Source organism: Agrobacterium vitis, from assembly GCF_013337045.2.
GTDB lineage: Bacteria > Pseudomonadota > Alphaproteobacteria > Rhizobiales > Rhizobiaceae > Allorhizobium > Allorhizobium vitis_B.
On record NZ_CP118262.1, the window covers coordinates 257104 to 277261 of the forward strand.

The window sequence follows — 20158 nt, forward strand, 5'->3', positions numbered from 1 at the left end:
CTTTAGAAGAACGCTTGGATGCCCGTCTGAGCTCGGCCAAGGATCAGCGCGTGGACGTCGTGCGTGCCTTCGTAGGTGTTGACCGTCTCCAGGTTCTGCGAATGGCGCATGACGTGGTACTCGATCTGGATGCCGTTACCGCCGTGCATGTCGCGGGCCTGGCGGGCGATATCCAGCGCCTTGCCGCAATTGTTGCGTTTGACGATGGAGATCATTTCTGGGGCCATCTTGTGCTGGTCCATCAGCTGGCCGACGCGGAGCGATGCCTGCAGGCCAAGCGTGATTTCGGTCTGCATATCGGCGAGCTTCTTTTGGTAAAGCTGCATGCCGGCGAGCGGCTTGCCAAACTGCTTTCGGTCGAGGCCATACTGGCGGGCGCGGAACCAGCAGTCTTCGGCGGCGCCCATGACGCCCCAGGAAATGCCGTAGCGGGCGCGGTTGAGGCAGCCGAAGGGACCCTTGAGCCCGGACACGTTCGGCAGGATCGCGTCCTCGCCGACTTCCACGCTGTCCATGACGATTTCGCCGGTGATCGAGGTGCGCAGCGACAGCTTGCCGCCGATCTTCGGCGCCGAAAGGCCCTTCATGCCTTTTTCGAGCACGAAACCGCGGATTTCGTTGTTATGGGCTTCCGATTTTGCCCAGACGACGAAGACGTCTGCGATCGGGGCGTTGGAAATCCACATCTTCGAACCGCGCAGCCGATAACCGCCTTCGATCTTTTCGGCGCGGGTCTTCATGCCGCCTGGATCGGAACCGGCATCCGGCTCGGTCAGGCCGAAACAGCCGATCAGCTCGCCGGAGACAAGGCCGGGCAGATACTTCTTCTTCTGTTCGTCGGAACCGTAGGCGAAGATTGGATAGATCACCAGCGACGACTGCACGCTCATCATCGAGCGGTAGCCGCTGTCGATACGTTCGATCTCGCGAGCGACGAGGCCGTAGGCGACGTAGGAGGCATTGGCGGCGCCGTATTCCTCCGGCAGGGTCACGCCGAGCAGGCCGGTCTGGCCCATCAGCTTGAAGAGGTCCTTGTCGGTCGTCTCGTCGAGATAGGCTTCATTGACGCGCGGTGCGAGTTCAGCCTTGGCGAAGCTGGCCGCCGCATCGCGGATCATCCGTTCGTCTTCGGAGAGTTGTTCGTCCAGCAGGAAGGCGTCGGTCCACGTGAAAGTGCTCATCGTATCTCCTCGATATTGTTAACCTTGCCACCCTTCAGGTGGCGTTCTTTGCATTGCGGATCATGTTGCGAGCGATCACCAACTGCTGAATTTGGGACGTTCCCTCGTAGATCCGGAAAAGCCGGACATCGCGGTAAAAGCGCTCGATTCCGAAGTCGGTCATGTAGCCCGCTCCGCCGAAAATCTGGACAGCTCGATCGGCAACCCTGCCGACCATTTCACTCGCAAACAGCTTGCAGGCGGCTGCCTCCGTAGAAACCGATACATCCAGGTCTTTCAAGCGAGCCGTTTCCAGTACCATGCAACGCGCCGCGTAGGCTTCTGTTTGGCTGTCAGCCAGCATTGCCTGTATGAGCTGAAAATCGGCGATGGGTTGTCCGAACTGCGTTCGCTGCATCGCATAGGCAAGACTGTCTGCAATTAGACGTTCCGCCATGCCAACGCAGACCGCAGATATATGCAGTCGGCCTCGATCCAACACCTTCATCGCAGTGCGAAAGCCGGCTCCTTCAACGCCGCCCAGAAGCGCGGTAGCGGGAACCCGGCAATCGTCGAAGATGACATCGCAAGTATGGGAACCGCTTTGCCCCATTTTCTTGTCGATAGGCCCCAGGGATAAGCCGCCGGTGGGAGCCTCGACCAGAAAAGCGCTGATTTCGCCCTTCGATTCAGTGAAATTTGACGTGCGAGCGAACACAGTGAACAAGCCGGCATGCGGTGCATTGGTGATGAACCGCTTTGTGCCATTTATCACATAGTCGGTTCCGTCCCTGACCGCAGTTGTCTGTAACGAGGATGCATCCGAACCTGCCTCGGGCTCAGTGAGGGCAAATGAGCTAATCAGCTCTCCTCGCGCCAACATTGGTAGATATTTTCGCTTTTGCTCCTCCGTTCCGCCCATGATGATGCCTTGGGACCCAATGCCGTTATTGGTTCCGATGAGCGAGCGAAAACAAGGCGAAGTGCGCCCGAGTTCAATTGCCACACGGGCCTCCTCGACCATGTTCAGACCGAGCCCGCCGTACTCTTCGGGGATTGCCAAGCCAAAGAACCCAAGTTCCCGGAACTGATGTTTGATCGTTTCCGGAATAACATCGTCTCGCGCCACCTGCGCCTCGAGCGGCATCAGCTTTTCGCGAACGAAGCGGGCTGTCGTGTCGATGAGATGGTTCATGGTCTCAGCGTCGAGCGCCATCTGGTCTCCGCCGTATCATTGAGCTTCAAGCCGCCGAACAAGGTCGACGAGCCGGGGAGCGATATCGTCAACCAGTCGCTTCTGGTCGACCAAAAATGAAGGGCCGCCGCAATTGAACGCCATGATCGGCGTACCATCGCTGGGCCGGTAAGGAACACCGACTGAATTGACGTCGTGCTTCCATTGTCCAACAGAAAGGCAGTATCCGAACTGCCTGTAGGTCTCGATGGATTCCAAGATCTGCTCTTCCACCTGCGGCCAGTTTTCGCCCTCGTGATCACTCAGAGCTTCCAGTAGCGCGAGGCGAGCGGCATCGCTGAGGCCCGCGATGTAAGCGCGTCCAAGTGAACTGCTTGCAAGCTTGATATGAGCGCCAACTTCAATCGCGAGCGTAATGGCATCGGAACTTCGGCAGCACTCCAAATAGACCATGGAAAACTGGTCCCGAGCACCGAGCGCCACTGGGATCCCGGCATAATCAGCAAGTTCTTGCATCATCGGCTTGGCAAGACGCCGCACGCCAAGATCGGCAAGGTATGCATAGCCAAGCGACATGGCGGGTGCATCCAAGCGATACCTGCCTGTCGAGTAGTTGTAAGAAAGATATCCCAAGCTGGACAATGTGAACGTCAGTCTCGAGATGGTCGCTTTTGGAAGACCGGTTCGTTCGGCAAAGTCCTGGTTGGAGAGTTCCTGATCTCCGCGTCGAAATGCCCGAAGAACCTCCAGCCCTCGGGCCAACGATTCAACGAAGCGCCGATCGGACACCTCTCCGCCGCTGCCGGAACCTTCGTTGACCCTACGCTTCTTCATCTCACCATCCCAAACCCACTTGATGAAACCGATAACGTCGTTTAAAGCTAAGGTCAAGTTGCGGAATTAAATACCGCACAGCGGAATTAGCGATTGTGGGTTCGAGTACAGGCCCGGCGACCCCGGAAAATTCGGGGACGTCGGCAGAGGTGTAGTGAGGAGCGGTGACTGTCTGCAAGCTCGCCAATGGCGTGAGATGAGATAGGGCGTCGCCCTCATCAATCACCAAAACCCGCGAGATTATCAGCCTATGGAACAAACGTCGCGGCGGAAACCGTAACCGGAGGTAACTCATGGACCTTGGCATCAAAAGCAAGCAGGCATTGGTACTCGCTTCATCGCGTGGCCTAGGCCACGGCGTCGCCATTGCGCTTGCGAGGGAGGGAGCAAATGTCTTGCTTTGCGGCCGAAGTGCCGACGATCTGGCTCAAAACTGTGCCCAAATAAACTCGGAAGGTGAGGGACACGCAGATTGGTTTCAGGCCGATCTGAGCGAAGAGCGTTTCGTTTCGGTCGCTGCGGGCGCCGTTGCGCAGGGCGGTAAACCGATTGACATCCTTGTCAACAACACAGGTGGACCGACCTCAGGGTCTGCCGAAGCGATGACCGCTGAACAGCTTCAACTTTTTTTCATGTCCATGGTGGTTCGCGTCATCGATCTGACAAACAGATTGTTGCCAGACATGAAGAAGAAAGGATGGGGTAGGGTCCTGACGCTTGCGTCATCCGGGGTCATCGAGCCGATCAACAGTTTGGCGCTTTCCAATACATTGCGTCCGGCGCTCGTCGGTTGGAGTAAAACACTGGCCACCGAGGTCGCGGACCAGGGGATCACCAGCAATGTTCTCCTTCCTGGCGCAATACTGACGGCGCGAATAAATCAGCTGAACGAAGCAGCTGCCAAGCGGACCGGCAAGCCTGTCGAGGACGTTCGAGCAAATTCCGAAAAGCAAATTCCTGTCGGCCGATACGGGCGTGTTGATGAGTTCGCATCGGTGGCGGCGTTTCTTTGCAGCAACCAGGCCAGCTACATTACGGGCTCGATCGTGCGTTGCGATGGCGGTGCTACCAGGTCGATCTAGAGCGGATTTGCCCTTTCAAGGCGGAACAGATGACTGACGTTTTAGAAGTACCTGAACGCGAGGCAATGGAATTCGACGTTGTGATCGTCGGGGCCGGGCCGGCCGGTCTGTCTGCGGCGATCCGGCTGAAACAGGTCAATCCGGATCTGTCCGTCGTCGTCCTGGAAAAGGGGGCCGAGGTCGGCGCGCATATCCTGTCGGGTGCGGTGGTCGATCCGATCGGCATCGACCGGCTCTTGCCGGGCTGGCGCGCGGAGGAGGGGCATCCCTTCAAGACCGAGGTCAAGGACGACCAGTTCCTGCTGCTCGGCCCCGCCGGTTCGATCCGCCTGCCGAACTTTTTAATGCCGCCGCTGATGAACAATCACGGCAATTACATCGTCTCGCTTGGCCTCGTCTGTCGGTGGCTGGCCGAAAAGGCCGAGGCGCTCGGCGTCGAGATCTATCCCGGCTTTGCCGCAACCGAAGTGCTTTACAACGAGCAAGGCGCCGTCATCGGTGTTGCCACCGGCGACATGGGCGTCGAGAAGAATGGCGAACCGGGTCCAAACTTTGCCCACGGCATGGAGCTTCTTGGAAAATACACGCTGATCGGCGAGGGCGTGCGCGGCTCGCTCGCCAAGCAGCTGATCTCGAAATTCGATCTCTCGAAGGATCGCGAGCCGCAAAAATTCGGGCTCGGCATCAAGGAACTGTGGCAGGTCAAGCCCGAGAACCACAAACAGGGTCTCGTCCAGCATTCGTTCGGCTGGCCGCTCGGTATGAAGACCGGCGGCGGTTCGTTCCTCTATCATCTGGAAGACAATCTGGTTGCCGTCGGTTTCGTCGTGCATCTCAACTACAAGAACCCCTATCTCTATCCGTTCGAGGAGTTCCAGCGTTTCAAGACGCATCCGGCCATTCGCGGCACCTTCGAAGGCGGCAAGCGGCTGACCTATGGCGCCCGCGCCATCACCGAGGGCGGCTACCAGTCGGTGCCGAAGCTGACCTTCCCGGGCGGCGCGCTGATCGGCTGTTCGGCCGGCTTCGTCAATGTGCCGCGCATCAAGGGTAGCCACAACGCGCTCCTGTCCGGCATCCTCGCGGCCGAAAAACTGTCGGATGCGATTGCGGCCGGTCGCGCCAATGACGAGGTCATCGAGATCGAGAACGGCTGGCGCGACAGCGCCATCGGCCAGGACCTGAAGCGAGTGCGCAACGTCAAGCCGCTGTGGTCGAAGCTCGGCACGGCGGCCGGCGTGGCGCTTGGCGGTCTCGACATGTGGACCAACACCTTGTTCGGTTTCTCCTTCTTCGGCACGCTGAAGCACGGCAAGACCGACGCCCAGTCGCTGGAGCCGGCGTCGATGCACACGCCGATCGCCTATCCCAAGCCGGATGGCGTGCTCACCTTCGACCGTCTCTCCTCGGTGTTCCTGTCGAACACCAATCACGAGGAGAACGAGCCGGTGCACCTGAAGGTCAAGGACATGGCCCTGCAGAAGTCGTCCGAACACGACATCTATGCTGGCCCATCGACCCGCTACTGTCCTGCAGGCGTCTATGAATGGGTGGAAAAGGACGGCGAGGATGTCTTCGTCATCAACGCCCAGAACTGCGTCCACTGCAAGACCTGCGACATCAAGGACCCCAACCAGAACATCAACTGGGTGCCGCCGCAGGGCGGCGAAGGGCCGGTCTATCCAACCATGTAGCTCGCCCGATGGCGTCGACGACCGGAAGCAAACCAATGGTGTTCACCGAGGAGCTCTTCATACCTCCCTTGGCCACCACGCCTTTCGCCTCCAGGCTAGCCGATCGCTTTCAGATCCGCGCGACGGGTGACGTAGGCAAGGCTGCTCGGCGCCGTGCCGGGTTGGATCTCGATCGGGATGTGAAGATCCACTGCGACGACAGGAAAGATAGACGAAAATCACGATGAAGAAGATAACTTGTTTAAATTGTCGGTCGGAAAAAATTGATGAGCAGACCGAGAGCAATCCTGATGCCATCGTAATGTATTATGAAGCAAGCTTGTCCTCCCAGAGCCTCAGTGGCATATTCCGATGACTTCTTGTGGGAATTGTTACGGTCGAGATCCCGAATTTATATCCAAAGTGGCAGTCATGTGCCTCGGAATTACGCAAATTATAGGGTACGGCACCCTATACTATTCGTTCGGGATACTCGCGCCTGCCATGGCGCATGATTTCGGTCTCTCCGTCGAATGGATGTTCGGGGCTCTTTCGGTAGCCCTGCTGGTGGGCGGTCTTTCTTCGCCATGGCTTGGTCAATTGATAGACCGCTTCGGCGCGGGGCGGATCATGACGGCGGGTTCGTTCGCCGCAGCGGCGGCTCTGATTGCTGGAGCCCTTTCGCCGGGTCGATCGTTCTTCATCGTCGCGCTGATAGGTATCGAAGTGGCTGCAAATTTTGTACTCTACGGCGCAGCCTTCTCCCTTCTGGTGCAAATTCATGCGATCAAGGCTCAGCGCAACATTACCTTTTTGACTCTGATGGCTGGTTTCGCCTCTACGATATTTTGGCCGCTCACGACTAGCTTGAGCGCCCACTTTTCCTGGCAGCAGATCTACCTCATTTTCGCCGCGCTGAATTTCTTCATTTGTTGTCCAATTCATTTTGCCTTAGCGCGGATGGCGCAAAGGGAACGGGCGAAAGAAGACGGATTCCGGGAGGTCAGCGTGCCGGGTTCGCTTATGGGGGATGCACGACCGGCCGGGTTCGTTCTCATGGTATCCGGACTTTGCTTGCTTTCGCTTATGTCAGCGGCGATCCTAGTACATATGGTTCCGATGCTTTCGGATCTTGGTCTTGGATCGATGGCCGCACTTGTAGGCTCTTTATTTGGGCCTGCTCAAGTCTGCAGCCGCTTTGCAAATATGGCGATTCGACGCGATATCAGCCCTCTTCTTCTGGCGATCCTTGCTGCCGTGCTCATGGCCGGATCGGTCGGGGTGCTTGGTTTGACCGCCCCCTCTCCAGTTGGGGCGATGACCTTCGCCGTCTTATTTGGTTGTGGCAATGGACTGTTCAGCGTCATCGCAGGAACCTTGCCTCTTGCACTTTTCGGAAGCGAAGGCTACGGCCGCCGCCAAGGCAGGATCATGTCTGCGCGACTCATAGTTTCGGCTATGGCGCCGTTTGCTTTCGCGCTTTTGCTCGGCATTGTAGGTCCCTCGACAACACTTGCGATCACTGCGTCACTGGGGGGAGCGGCCGCGTTTAGTTTCTTCCACATCACACGTGTGGGAGTGAAAGGAGTTGGCTAACCCTCTCCTGCATTTTAGAGCACTCGCGTATAAACCCGATCTTCGATTCCCATTCAAAACCAGCGCCGGGAAAAGGACTTTTCGTTAGCTCGTGATGGCCAAAGACATCCAACGAGCACATCCGGTTTTTGCATGAGCGGTACTGGATTATCGTCATTCATCGATTTAGTCGACCGGGATAATCCTGCGGGACTTATCACGCCGGCATTGACCGGACTTTAGTCAGACGATCGACGAAGCACTTACTAAAACTGCCTCGCGGTTGAAACGACCTCAGCCCCAGGTCAAGGCAGCCTGTGCTTGTCGACCAGTCTGTTTCAACTTGTCTAAGTCGAGGATCACAACATATGACACCCCTCATTCCACGGACCGAGTCAGAGATCGGCCAGGTTCTCAAGAATATCGCGCAGCACTGGGCGCATCCAATGCGCTCACCCCTGCTCAAGACACCCGGTGACTACGGCGTCGAATTCGAAAGCGTGAGCTTTCCCTCCCAGGACGGCGTGCCGCTCGAAGCGTGGTACATACCCTCTGCCGGTTCGAAAAAGCTTGTGATCTGCAATCATCCAATGTCGTTTAACCGCTATGGTTTTCCTTCTCACCTTGAGCCTTGGCGTTCCATGGGCGCGCTCGGGGGGAACGATTTTGAGGTCGACTATGTCTCCGACTACAAGATCCTTCATGATGCCGGATATAATGTTCTGACTTACGACGAGCGGAACTTTGGCATGAGCGGCGGGGCGAATGGTGGGTTAAACAGCGGCGGCCGCTTCGAGGCCCGCGATGTGGTCGGTTCAATGAACTATGCTCGCACTCGCCGTGACCTCAAAGGCATGACTATCGGTTTGTTTTCAAAGTGCAATGGAGCGAATGCAACGCTTTTTGCGGCGCATAGCCAGCCGCAAGAGTTCGAAGACGTCCGCTGCATGGTGGCATGTCAGCCGCTTTCCGTCGGCGTCGTCAACGCTCGCATCCTGGAAATAATGGGCCTTGGTGATCGTTGGGGTCAATTGGATGATGAGATATTCCTGGCGGCGAGCATTCGTTTTAACGACATGAGGCCGCCGGAATGGGCAAAGAGCGTCAGAACGCCGACCTATGTGCTCCAGGTTAAAGACGACATGCTGACCCGTCAGAACGACGTGCAGTCATTTTTTGACAATATTCCGATCCCCGAAAAACGGCTACACTGGGTCGAGGGTACCACGGCCCGATGGGATGGCTATCTCGAGTTTCAGCGGCGCCCAGAGCCGATTTTGCATTGGTTCCGGACCTACCTTTGACACCCCGCTCCCGCGTTTATGCGCGGGATGCCAATTTGCCGTCCGATTGCATCTGAGGACGCGTTCACGATCGAACGCGCCCTCAAATATTGGTCATGTGTGACGGAAAGACGGGTGCTCTGAGCCCTTTTGCGGCGCACCAGCTACTCAGGTTGGCGTAAGACCCGTCAGTGCCATTCCGTTGCTCAGATCCATCGGAACCGAGACATGGTCGTGGACGAGAAGCCATTTGCCGTCGATCTTGCGCATGCAGCAAGTTTCGCGCAACCACATACTCACGTCGTGGCCACTCATCTTTCCATGTAGGCGGATAAGATTTGTTGCGAAGGCGATATCGCCTGAGCATTTAACCTGAAGGTCCTTATTGTCCATTCCTGGACTACCCTCGAATGCACCAAAAAAATTCTTCCAGCTTTCGCGATATACGTCTAATCCGGAGTATTCCAGAGGTGGCATGATGTCATAAGACACGAGTTCGTCGCCGGGAGCGTAATAAGAAAGAATCTGCTCCACGTTCTTCGCGACAAAAGCGTCCTTCCAACCCCGTCTCTGATTTCGAATTGCCTCGACATCTTCGGTAGGCCCGATGTCCTTTACCATGAGTGGCATTACTCGTTCTCCATGTGGATGATTCTTATTGCGCTCTTGCTGTGCGTTGGCGGCAAGGTTGCAACACGAGCGACACTATGGCTGACTTGCACATTCAGAAAATGATAAATAGAAGATAAGTCCCATGCAAAAATCAAATACGGCAGGCTACGGTCACATTGATCTCCGGGCGTTGAAATTTCTCGCGTTAGTGCTGGAGACCCGTAGCGTCACCCTCGCTGGTGAAGAACTCGGGCTAAGCCAGCCGGCTGCCAGTCGGCTGCTTAGTCAACTGCGCCGAGCGCTGGGCGATGATCCGCTGGTTGTGCGCGCGTCGGGTCGATATGTCCTAACGGAGCGGGCAACGGCCGCGCTTCCTGTGCTGGGTAATCTTCTATCAATCGCGGAACTGATGTTTTCTGCCGGCAGCTTCGACCCCGGTTCGTCAAGAAAGACGTTCAGGGTCGCGACAACCGACTATGGCGCGGCCGTCGTGCTGGCTCCCTTGGCGAGCAAAATCGCCGAGCATGCCCCCGGCGTTTCTTTAGACGTCCATCATTTCAGTGGCGCAACCTTCACTGACTTAGAGGAAGGAAGACTCGACTTCGCCCTCTACACAGATGCTTCTTTGGCGGCCGGCTTCCAGAAGCAGCATCTCTTTGAGGAGAGTTTCGCATGCGTTGTTCGGGATGATCATCCCATATTGGATTACCGTGACACGGAGGGACAAGTTCCGTTACAAATGCTGATGGAGCTGCCGCGGGTCCTGCTTACCTACCCCGATGGCGTCCGACGCGCCGTTGACGATCCGCTGACCGACCTTGGTGACCAATCGCAGTTCGGATCGTTCCTCACGCCCTATTTTCTGGCCGGGCCAATGCTTGTTAGAAAGTCAGAGCATGTATTATGCATGGGAAAACGTGTGGCAATGCTCATTGCGGAAACAGCCCGGGTTCAGGTTATCGATTTTCCCCCTGCCGGCAATTTTGCTTATTGCCTCATCTGGCATGATCGCACCGACCTTGACCCAGCTTCTATGTGGCTTCGCAAGCAATTACGCGCGCTTCGTTTCTGATCGACGTGCCAAATAACCTTGTTTCACGCTTGCAGTATGCAAAAAAGGTGCATAGCCGAAGCCCGACGTCCATAGAGTATATACACGCAGCGCTCGGGCGAAGAACGACTAGGCGTCCGAGAAACCAAACGGCGCATCCATTCGACGGAAGGTATCGGCTAAGATTTGACGCCCGATCGGCGGCTCCGATCGGGCCGGGCATTCGATGCGGTGACAGAGGCGGCAACCGATCCCGATAGGGGTGGGAATCTCGTTCGATGAGCGATTGCGATTGTAGACGAGCCGGTCAGCATGGTTAGCCTCGCACACCAAGGCGACGGCTCGTTCCACATGGGGCTGGCCGTAGGCCCCGCCACCGGAACTTACAGTTCGGGCGATCGAAAAGAAGCGCTGCCCATCGGGGAGTTCGAGCCATTGCGTGACGACCCGTCGCGGCGCCGAGAATACTTGATAAACGCTCCAGAGAGGGCAGCCGCCGCCATGCCGCGCAAATGGAAAGGTGCCACTGTTCAGGCGTTTCGAGACATTGCCTGCGGCATCGACGCGAATAAAGAAGAAAGGTACGTGTTCCTGACCCGGCTTCTGAAGAGTCGTCATCCGGTGGGCCGTCTGCTCAAAACTCGTACCAAATTGCCGTGCGATGGATTCGATATCATACCCACGTGTCTCAGCGGCACGGGCAAATGTGGCATAGGGCATCAGCAAGGCCGCCGCGCAATATGCGGCCAGAGCACGATGTCCTAGTCGTAGCGAATTCTCGTTCGGAAACTGGCCTTCTGCGAGGGCTAGCTTGATATCCTCTTCGAACTCTAGATAGGCAAGTTGCTGCGCAAGCTGAAAATTTTGACTGGCACCATCGAGCGTGTCGCTGAGCAGGATTTCCTTCCGATGCCAGTCCAGCCTGCGGAGGGAGCCGGCCATGACGCTCGATGGCATTCGTCTGACTCGGAGATTGTGATGTTGCTTTAGGTAGCAGACAAGACCGCCCGTCTCGCCCACCTTGACGGCGAGCTTTTCCGCCGCCGTATCGAGAACGGGAAAGCAATTGCGCCTTGTTGACAAAAAGCTCCGAACGGCAGCTACAGGATCATTTGTGCCGTCGGACGCATCACTGGAGGACCTTTCGTTGACGTCGGCCAGAGCAAATTGCGCTTCCTTATAAGCCAGGTGCAATCTTAGCAGTGCTTCCGCAAATCCAGGGAAGCTGCTGGCCACGTCGCCGATCTCGAGAGCGTCGAAGTCAACGTCGCTTAGAATCGGGTCCCGTACGACCGATTGCAGGCGAGCGACCGTGTCGCGACCAGAACCGTCGGAAAGTTCCGAGAAATCGATCTTATAGGTTTTCGCTAGGCGCAGAAGCATCTCCGCCGTCACGGGACGCTGATTGCGCTCCATGAGAGCGATGTAGGAGGGCGAAATTTCCAGATCCGACGCCATGTGAACTTGCGTCAGACCAAGGTCGCGTCGGAGACGCCTCAAACGTGGTCCTATATAAACTCCATGCCGATCCATACATACCATTACAACATGACAAACAAAGCATGTAAAGTATGACAACGTTACAAAGGAGTGCTGGCTTCTGTCGGCGCTGAAGATAATTCTTCTGCGGTGCAACAAGCGTGCGGAGGAACCATGTCGTATAAGAACCAAGTCGAGAATGCAGCCACGATCATCAAGAGCAACTGGACGGGCGTCAATGCCGAAGCCGTGGCACGTATGCGGCTTCAGAACAGATTCCAAACGGGTTTGGATATTGCTCGATATACCGCAACGATTATGCGCAAGGATATGGAGGCCTACGATGCCGATCCTTCGAAATACACCCAGTCGCTCGGCTGCTGGCACGGCTTCATCGGGCAGCAGAAACTGATCTCAATCAAGAAGCATTTTAAAACAACCGACCGCCGCTACCTGTATTTGTCGGGGTGGATGGTTGCCGCCTTGCGCTCGGAATTTGGGCCGCTTCCGGACCAGTCGATGCACGAAAAGACGAGTGTCCCGGCGCTGATCGAGGAACTTTACACCTTCCTTCGCCAGGCGGACGCCCGAGAACTCGGCATGATGTTTCGCGACGCGGACGCGGCGCGGAACGCCAACGACCGGGTTAAGGAGCAGCAGATCCTTGATGCCGTCGACAACTATCAAACGCATGTTGTTCCGGTTATCGCCGACATCGATGCTGGTTTCGGCAACGCGGAGGCCACGTACCTCCTCGCCAAGAAGATGATCGAAGCTGGTGCCTGCGCTCTGCAGATCGAGAACCAGGTTTCCGACGAGAAACAATGCGGCCATCAAGACGGCAAGGTCACCGTTCCACATGAGGATTTCGTCGCAAAGATCCGCGCCTGCCGTTATGCCTTCCTTGAACTCGGCATCCCCGATGGTGTGATCGTCGCGCGCACCGACTCGCTCGGCGCCGGTCTAACCAAGCAGATTGCCTTCAGCAAGGAGCCGGGCGATATCGGTGACCTCTACAATTCCTTCCTGGATTGCGAGGACGTCGACGATCTTTCAAGCCTAAACGGCGATGTTATCATCAACCGCGACGGCAAACTCATGCGTCCAAAGCGTTTGGCATCTAATCTCTACCAGTTCCGCGAAGGGACGGGAGCTGACCGTTGCGTCCTTGACGGTATCAACTCGTTACAGAACGGAGCCGACCTATTGTGGATCGAAACAGAAAAGCCGCATATCGAGCAGATTGCCGACATGGTCGATCGTATCCGCGAAGTCATTCCGAACGCCAAGCTCGTCTACAACAATTCGCCATCCTTCAACTGGACGCTGAATTTCCGCCAGCAGATCTTCGACGCCTGGCAGAAGGCCGGCAAGGACGTCTCGGACTATGATCGCGCCAGGTTGATGAGCGTCGATTACGATGTTTCGGACCTTGCTCTCGAAGCGGATGACAAAATCCGTACCTTCCAGCGCGATGCAGCCAAGCGCGCTGGAATCTTCCATCATCTGATTACGCTGCCGACCTATCATACGGCCGCTTTGTCAACCGACAATCTCGCCAAGGAATATTTTGGTGATGCGGGAATGCTCGGCTATGTCGCAAACGTCCAGCGCAAGGAAATCCGCGAGGGTATTGCCTGCGTCAAGCACCAGAACATGGCCGGCTCCGATCTCGGCGACGACCATAAGGAATACTTCGCCGGCGAAGCCGCTCTCAAGGCCGGCGGCAGCCACAACACAATGAACCAGTTCGCCGCCTGAGCTTCGGCGGCATCCATGCGGAGCGCGCCGGAGGAGGCGCGCTCCGCCACACGACACGATCAAGCGACGCTCTCGTGCGTCAGGTCTAAAGGGAGCAAACTCTATGTCCGAAGAATCGTCCAAACCCCATCCATCCGAGCCGAAGCGTTCAAGGGCCGTCTTTTCGCCCGAGGATTTCAAGCTGCTGCAGGCAGCAGTCGCGCACTACCTTCAAGAGGTGAAGGGCAAACCGGAGGCGGTCAAGTACTCCAACCTTTACCACAGGCTCGGACGAATAAGCTGACACGGTCTTTGAAGACTGGCGAGTTTTACGACAACAGGAGCCGCGAATGACCGAAACCTTGAACCGGCTTTGTGCAGTTCAGGTTGAGCATGACGGCACGAGGGCGAACCGCGGCGTTGTCATTGAACAGGCCGCAGCCATCGCGGATCTTGTCGAGGAAAGCTATTTCGAACTGGTCGACCGCGAGTCTGGACCTTATTGTCTCGTCATTTCGACACGGGGTGGCAGACTTACATTTCATGTGTCCGATGCTCGCGGTACTCCCATTGTTTCACATTTCATGTCAGCCGGTCCGCTGCGTCGGGCCATCCGCGATTACGTAGCGATGTGCGAAGTACACTATGAAGCTGCAGCAAACGGAGACGCGCGGCGTCTCGAGACCCTCGATATGGGGCGGCGAGCGACACATGATGAAGCTTCTCAACTCCTGAGGGAGCGGCTCGGGTCGAAGGTGCGGATCGACCTGGGCACTGCACGCCGGCTGTTCACAATCATAGCTGCAGCCCAATTGGAAAAAATTTTGATTTAGCTGACTGCGGGAATAACCCCCGAATTATGTAGGAATCGGTCCGATACGACCACCGACCACGACATCCGTCCTCGACCGGTGGATCGTATCGTACCCGCCACGAACGACTTTGGCGGGGAACGTTGATAATCGCCAGACCTAGAAAAAGAGGTCCTTTAATGCCGCCTCAAGGAACTTGGACCCCTCCCGGACTGGAATCCCCTAGCAGTCGCCAGACGAGCACAAGCGGGTTCAGTGATGCCGCCGCGTGGTTGTCAGGCATCAACACCGAACTGCGCGGCATCATCGTCCATCCGCTCTCGAGGGAAAGAAAAAACCCACATCCGGAAAGCCCAGTAATATTGCCTTTGTACAACGAACGTTTTACATAGGGCCATGAACATAAAATCCCGAATCGTCTCCAGTGCGGAACGCATGTTCGATCATCACGGCTTCGCCGCAACCGGGGTGGACCGGTTGACAGAGGCTGCGCAGGTCTCCAGCAGGACGTTCTATAAACACGCGGGCAGCAAGACAGCGCTCATCGCGGCAGTTCTCGGTGAACGATGCCGCCGCTTTTTCAACGAAATGAATGTGCTGTCCGTGGATGAGCTATTTGTTGCGCTCGAAACCTGGACGAATGCCCTGGGAGCCCGGGGATGTCTTTTTCTGCGCGCCGAGCGTGAGACGGGCGGGGAAGTTCCCGAAGTTTCGGAAGCAGTTGCGGATTATAGGAAAAGGCTCAGCATTCTTATCAACCATCTTGTAGAGGCTCAGGTCGGTAGCGGGCGCCACGCGCTCGCCGAGCAGATCCTCGTGCTGTTCGAAGGTGCGACCTCCGCTGCAGCTTATCGCGGAACGAGTGCCATCCGGGCAGCGCGCTTCGCAGCCACCATACTCATCGAAAACGCAACGCTCGGACGCAGCGGTGCCAGCTAGCGCCAAACTTGTTCGATGTAGCGCGACTTCAGTCAAATGCTCTACCATAGTCGGAGCCAACACCATGCATCTCCTAACTGTTTTTTCGCATCCCTTCGCCGACAAATACCCGGCCGCGGTCATGGACGCCTTCCACGAACCGTTTAGGCAGGCCGGTTACTCGGTGGATATCCTGGATCTTCATCAGGAGAACTTCGATCCTCGCTTCACTCGCGAGGACCACGCCCATTTTTGGGGCGGACCGGTCCCTGACGAAATTGCTGCGATGCATCACAGGGTCGAGACAGCAGATAGGCTCGCCTTTGTATTTCCGGTCTATTGGTGGGGGATGCCGGCGATGATGAAGGGATGGATAGAGCGCGTTTTCACGGGTGGTTGGGCGTATCAATTTGGCGCGGGGGTGGAAGACCGCGGCAAGGAGCCGCCAACGTCCCTTCTCGGAAATATTCCCACGACGTTGATCGGGATAGCAGGCTCGACCAAGCGGACCTACGACAAGTACGGGTATGGTGAGGCAATGAAGACGCAGATCGACGTCGGGACCTTTGCTTACTGCGGCCTAGCGGACGTTGAAAGCCATCTCATCTATGACGTTGAAGGTGATCATAACGCACCGAACCGCACCGAAGGTTTTGTGCAGGTGCGCGAGATTGCAAAGGCGTTCCTATCGCCGGAGCGCATGGTGAAAAACGCCAAAGAAGAACACCTTCGTGCCGGATCACATTTATCGCGTTCGCTCGGCGCTTAACTCCCTGCGTTCAACAAACCATGTATTCAGAAAGATAAACGTCATGAGCACAGTCGTTCCACGCCGACGGTCCCGGATGGCAGAGGATTTGCCCACGACGATGCAGGGCGTGCTGCTTGTGGGGCACGGGGACTTTGAGAAACTCGAATTTCGAATGGATATCCCGGTCCCAAGACCCGCTGCGGGGGAGGTTTTGATCCGCGTCTTGGCCGCGGGTGTCAACAATACCGACATCAACACGCGTGTCGGCTGGTACTCCAAGAGCGTTACCACCGGCACAGCGAGTAGGGCGCAGGACGGTTTCCCATTAGCGCAGAATGACGATGCGAGCTGGTCCGGCCTACCGCTCGCGTTTCTCAGAATTCAGGGAGCTGACTGCTGCGGACAAATCGTGGCGGTCGGGAATGGCGTCGACCCGGATCGTATTGGCGAGCGGGTACTCGTTCGCAATATGCTGCGCTCTTACGTTGATTATCGTCCCTACGAATGCTGGACGTTTGGCTCGGAGTGCGACGGCGGATTCGCTCAGTATACAAAGGCGCCTTCGAAAGAAACCTACGCGGTAAACTGTGATTGGAGCGACATCGAGCTCGCTTCAATTCCTTGCGCGTATTCGACCGCAGAAGGAATGCTTCACCGCGCGAACGTGCGGGACGGGGAGCATGTGGCTATAACCGGCGCTTCCGGCGGCGTAGGGTCTGCTGCCATTCAGCTCGCGAAGCGGCGAGGTGCTTATGTGACGGCCATTGCCGGACAAGATAAGGCCGCTTTGCTTCTCGAACTGGGAGCCGACACGGTCATTGGCCGTCATGAAAATTTGGTCAGCAAACTTGGCAAGGAAACCGTGGATGTCGCCCTTGACGTTGCTGCCGGCCCAGGATTCCGAGCATTGCTCGATGTGCTCAGGAAAGGCGGCCGATATGTAGTCGCTGGCGCGATTGCCGGTCCGCTTGTTGAGCTCGACGTCCGCGATCTCTACCTTAAGGACCTGAGTTTCTTCGGCTGCACCTTCCAGGACGACGTCGTCTTTGAAAATCTCGTCGCATACATTCAGCGCAACGAAATTCGTCCATGCATTTCGAAGACCTTTCCACTTCATGAAATCGCCGAAGCACAGAAGGCATTCTTGTCCAAATCTTTTGTTGGCAAAATCGTTCTTGAGATCCCGGCATGAGGAGGACTTCCAAAGTCTTTCAGCCACGGGATCGTGCGGACGTGTTTTGATACGGGGCTAACCGGATGGTGAAATGGTTCACAACGGATAGTTCCATAATAGAACTTATGCAATATGTTATAACATTACGAATGGGCTACTTATGTATGAAGAATCAGATTTTATCCCCGCTTGAAAAGACATGCCTTCGATGGATCTCTCGAGGCAGAACGGTCGGCGAAATCGCCGCACTGGAGGGCAAAGCCGTTGCCGAAATCGAGAAGTGCCTTGAACTTGCACTTGCCCATTTAGATGTCCACTCGATCAAGGAGGCAATAGAAAAAGCGGATCTTTTTGGCATCGATTGACTTCAGAATACTACCGTCAGTTCCCAGATCGCCACCTAGCACCAGCGCGCCGAGACGGACGCGCACCAGACTGCTGGCCGCGAACGCACTCTTAGCGAAACCTTTATGCCGCACGCAATTCTGTCTCTCGGAAGCAGTCCAATCCCGCTTTTCAGTAATGGCGTCCTGGCCTGGTTTCGGATCTTCCACGATCAACCCGTGAAGGGTCCGCTAGCAAGCTGCGGCCGCTCTCGGCTTTCGCCTTCGCGGTGATCGCGACCGTAACCATGCCTTTTGAGGAGCCATCGAGCGGGAATTGGCCCGCTCCCGAATGGAGCCCTCTCACATGTCGCACGATCTCTCCCTCGCACAGTCCCACGCCTTCCAACTATCCCGTGACCTGATGGTCCCGGTCACCGTCTTTGCAGTCGACGGTGAATACGGCGTCCTGCCCTCCGACGAGATCGACGCCAGCGACGACCTCGAAATCGTGCACGAGTTCTTTCCCTGGGCGGCTCATTGAGCCGTCTTTGCCGTTTCGGCTGCCGCTTGCGAGCGAGCGGTGGCAAGGGAAGCTGCGCCAGGGCTGGCGAATCCTTTGCAGGATTCACCAATTGCCAACCCCGCCCTTGCCGCCTTTGCTCTTCGCGCCGGACGGGAAGGGTCCGCGAAGCGTGCGGAAAGGAAATCAGGAAGGGACGATCGCCATGCGATCGGAAAGATGATGAAGCGAAGAGATATTGACGAGATCCGCGAACGGGTCGGGTGCGGAGCTGTTTTAGAAACATCGGGCTTTGCGATCGATCTGAAGGAAAGTACCCTTCGGGCTGTGAAATACCGCCGTGGGGGTGAGATCGTTATTGTCACCCACGGTGGCCAAGGTTGGTTCGATCCCCTGAGCGACGGTAAGGGTGACGTGTTCTCGCTTGTTGCACACGTCGATGGAGGCGGCTTCCTGGAGGCGTTGGACCGTGTCGCAGGTCTAATCGGCTTCCGGTCGGTAGAGCCGGCGCAGGCGAAAGAAACACCAACAAAAACAGCCACGGCGACGATCCATGATCGATGGGTATCGCGTCGGGCTCCTTGGCCAACATCGGACACGTGGCAGTACCTGCGGTTCAGGCGTTTAATATCGGCACAAATTCTGAAGGGTGCCATCAGCCAGGGCATACTTCGTGAGGGTCCTTACGGAAGCATGTGGGCCGGTCATGTTGATGAGGACGGTAACATCTGTGGCTGGGAAGAACGCGGCCCGGATTGGCGGGGCTTTGCGACAGGCGGCGCGAAGGTTCTGTTCCGGCTCGGCCCATCCGGCGCCCATCGGCTTTGTGTGACGGAAGCGGCGATCGATGCCATGAGCCTCGCTGCGATCGAAGGGATGCGAGAAGGCACCCTCTATCTCAGCACCGGCGGCGGGTGGTCACCGAATACCGACACAGCGTTGCGACATCTGGCTCGGCACCCGGACGTGCAACTGGTCGCGGCAACCGACGCCAATCGCCAAGGAGAGGCCTATGCACACAGGCTTCGTGAGCTGGCCGCACAGGCTGGATGCGATTGGTTGCGTCTCCGACCGCCGGCGGACGACTGGAATGAGGTCCTGAAATGTCAGGAGAGGGAGAAGTGGGAAAGGGAGAGGAAAAAGAACGGCGTGCCGCATTCGCGCCGCCCGCATCAAGGGAAGCTTCGCCCGGCTGCCCCGGCCCTTGACCCGGGCGGACACGATGCCGGCGGCCCGGGACATGTCATGGAGGATTGAAGAGAAAAGCATGGTCGTGACGACGGTGTTCTCTTCGGTCTGGACATATCTCAAGGAGCCGCAAATGAACCCCTCTCCCACAATCCGCAAGGTTTTCCAGGGTGTGGCAACACGCCAGCAAATGTTCCGCATGTTCGACCGTCATGGCCAGCGACCGGACCCTTGGGACGGCGATCCTTCACATCTCTATGCCGGGGAATGGTTCGAGATCGCTGAGGCCGAGCACGATTATATGTTCGAGATCCTCCCGCCACTTTGGATCCGCGGATCAATGTTCGCCATGCGTGAGTTCCTGACCGACTCTGTGACGTCCGTGTTCTTCACCTCGCGTATCGATGGGGTCATCCGCCACTTCCACGGCTATTGCGACCTGTCCGACCACTCCGCCGTCGAGCATATGCGCGTGGCAATCGTTGAGCGGGAAAGTCGACCGGTTGGGTCAATGTCCCGGGGAGAGCGACTGGAGCATATCTGGAGCATCACGGCTGACGACTATCGCGGCTATGCGGGCGATCGATGGCCCCAAAGCAACCGTGGGCATCGCACTGTTGTCCTCTACGGCGGCAAGGAGGGCACGTTCCTGAAACTGCTCGACGATCTGACGGACGACGAAATCTCCGCCAAGCTTCCTGTGCATTTAAGGCACCTCCCCGTCTCCATCGCCGCTTGAGCGGAGCGACAGCCGTCACAACCGGTCGCGATGAGCGGCCGAACTC

20 protein-coding genes are annotated in these 20158 nt (G+C 56.9%); 15 read left to right on the plus strand and 5 right to left on the minus strand.

Annotation, left to right across the window (positions count from 1 at the left end; all coding sequences use genetic code 11):
* Positions 1-2: 2 nt before the first annotated feature.
* Genes G6L01_RS27070 through G6L01_RS27080 form a run of 3 tightly spaced genes read right to left on the minus strand, consistent with a single transcriptional unit; the run spans position 3 to position 3189 of the window.
* Positions 3-1181, minus strand: a complete 1179-nt coding sequence (locus tag G6L01_RS27070) for an acyl-CoA dehydrogenase (RefSeq protein ID WP_174096559.1) — start codon at positions 1179-1181, stop codon at positions 3-5.
* A gap of 34 nt (positions 1182-1215) precedes the next feature.
* A complete protein-coding gene (locus G6L01_RS27075; RefSeq protein WP_174096560.1) occupies positions 1216-2376 on the minus strand; it encodes an acyl-CoA dehydrogenase family protein in 1161 nt (386 codons plus the stop codon).
* Positions 2377-2391: 15 nt separating this feature from the next.
* Positions 2392-3189, minus strand: coding sequence for an IclR family transcriptional regulator (locus tag G6L01_RS27080; protein WP_174096561.1), 798 nt, complete (start codon positions 3187-3189; stop codon positions 2392-2394).
* Between the two features lie 293 nt (positions 3190-3482).
* Between G6L01_RS27080 and G6L01_RS27085 the strand changes: the two genes are divergently transcribed.
* The 4 genes from G6L01_RS27085 to G6L01_RS27100 all read left to right on the plus strand — a co-directional run bounded on the left by G6L01_RS27085 (position 3483) and on the right by G6L01_RS27100 (position 8823).
* A complete protein-coding gene (locus tag G6L01_RS27085) occupies positions 3483-4271 on the plus strand; it encodes an SDR family oxidoreductase (protein ID WP_174096562.1) in 789 nt (262 codons plus the stop codon).
* 29 nt (positions 4272-4300) lie between these two features.
* Positions 4301-5965, plus strand: coding sequence for an electron transfer flavoprotein-ubiquinone oxidoreductase (locus G6L01_RS27090; RefSeq protein WP_174096563.1), 1665 nt, complete (start codon positions 4301-4303; stop codon positions 5963-5965).
* Positions 5966-6316: 351 nt separating this feature from the next.
* Positions 6317-7540, plus strand: a complete 1224-nt coding sequence (arsK, locus tag G6L01_RS27095) for an arsenite efflux MFS transporter ArsK (protein ID WP_174096564.1) — start codon at positions 6317-6319, stop codon at positions 7538-7540.
* Between the two features lie 359 nt (positions 7541-7899).
* A complete protein-coding gene (locus tag G6L01_RS27100) occupies positions 7900-8823 on the plus strand; it encodes an alpha/beta hydrolase family protein (protein ID WP_427832972.1) in 924 nt (307 codons plus the stop codon).
* Between the two features lie 147 nt (positions 8824-8970).
* Here G6L01_RS27100 and G6L01_RS27105 read toward each other — a convergent pair whose 3' ends face one another.
* A complete protein-coding gene (locus G6L01_RS27105) occupies positions 8971-9432 on the minus strand; it encodes a YybH family protein (RefSeq protein WP_174096566.1) in 462 nt (153 codons plus the stop codon).
* A 124-nt stretch (positions 9433-9556) separates the two neighbouring features.
* On the opposite strand from G6L01_RS27105, the gene G6L01_RS27110 reads away from it, so the two are divergent.
* Positions 9557-10486: a LysR family transcriptional regulator gene (locus G6L01_RS27110; protein ID WP_174096567.1), complete on the plus strand. Its 930-nt coding sequence runs from the start codon at positions 9557-9559 to the stop codon at positions 10484-10486.
* A 108-nt stretch (positions 10487-10594) separates the two neighbouring features.
* Here G6L01_RS27110 and G6L01_RS27115 read toward each other — a convergent pair whose 3' ends face one another.
* Positions 10595-11998: a helix-turn-helix domain-containing protein gene (locus tag G6L01_RS27115; protein WP_174096568.1), complete on the minus strand. Its 1404-nt coding sequence runs from the start codon at positions 11996-11998 to the stop codon at positions 10595-10597.
* Between the two features lie 120 nt (positions 11999-12118).
* On the opposite strand from G6L01_RS27115, the gene G6L01_RS27120 reads away from it, so the two are divergent.
* The 10 genes from G6L01_RS27120 to G6L01_RS27165 all read left to right on the plus strand — a co-directional run bounded on the left by G6L01_RS27120 (position 12119) and on the right by G6L01_RS27165 (position 20112).
* Positions 12119-13705, plus strand: a complete 1587-nt coding sequence (locus G6L01_RS27120) for an isocitrate lyase (RefSeq protein WP_174096641.1) — start codon at positions 12119-12121, stop codon at positions 13703-13705.
* Positions 13706-13808: 103 nt separating this feature from the next.
* Positions 13809-13988, plus strand: a complete 180-nt coding sequence (locus G6L01_RS27125; protein ID WP_174096569.1) for a hypothetical protein — start codon at positions 13809-13811, stop codon at positions 13986-13988.
* Between the two features lie 46 nt (positions 13989-14034).
* Positions 14035-14517 carry a UPF0262 family protein gene (locus tag G6L01_RS27130; protein ID WP_174096570.1) on the plus strand — a complete coding sequence of 161 codons (483 nt, stop codon included), beginning with the start codon at positions 14035-14037 and terminating at the stop codon, positions 14515-14517.
* Between the two features lie 375 nt (positions 14518-14892).
* Complete coding sequence (locus G6L01_RS27135) at positions 14893-15435, plus strand: TetR/AcrR family transcriptional regulator (protein ID WP_174096571.1); 543 nt, start codon at positions 14893-14895, stop codon at positions 15433-15435.
* 64 nt (positions 15436-15499) lie between these two features.
* Positions 15500-16183 carry an NAD(P)H-dependent oxidoreductase gene (locus tag G6L01_RS27140; protein WP_174096572.1) on the plus strand — a complete coding sequence of 228 codons (684 nt, stop codon included), beginning with the start codon at positions 15500-15502 and terminating at the stop codon, positions 16181-16183.
* Between the two features lie 76 nt (positions 16184-16259).
* Positions 16260-17357 carry an alcohol dehydrogenase family protein gene (locus tag G6L01_RS27145; RefSeq protein ID WP_234902244.1) on the plus strand — a complete coding sequence of 366 codons (1098 nt, stop codon included), beginning with the start codon at positions 16260-16262 and terminating at the stop codon, positions 17355-17357.
* Positions 17358-17503: 146 nt separating this feature from the next.
* A complete protein-coding gene (locus G6L01_RS27150) occupies positions 17504-17704 on the plus strand; it encodes a helix-turn-helix transcriptional regulator (protein ID WP_174096573.1) in 201 nt (66 codons plus the stop codon).
* 325 nt (positions 17705-18029) lie between these two features.
* Positions 18030-18206, plus strand: coding sequence for a hypothetical protein (locus G6L01_RS27155; RefSeq protein WP_174096574.1), 177 nt, complete (start codon positions 18030-18032; stop codon positions 18204-18206).
* Positions 18207-18407: 201 nt separating this feature from the next.
* Entirely contained in the window at positions 18408-19442 is a 1035-nt protein-coding gene (locus G6L01_RS27160) for a DUF3991 and toprim domain-containing protein (RefSeq protein ID WP_174096644.1), read from the plus strand.
* A gap of 64 nt (positions 19443-19506) precedes the next feature.
* Positions 19507-20112, plus strand: coding sequence for a DUF1419 domain-containing protein (locus tag G6L01_RS27165; RefSeq protein WP_174096643.1), 606 nt, complete (start codon positions 19507-19509; stop codon positions 20110-20112).
* Positions 20113-20158: the final 46 nt, after the last annotated feature.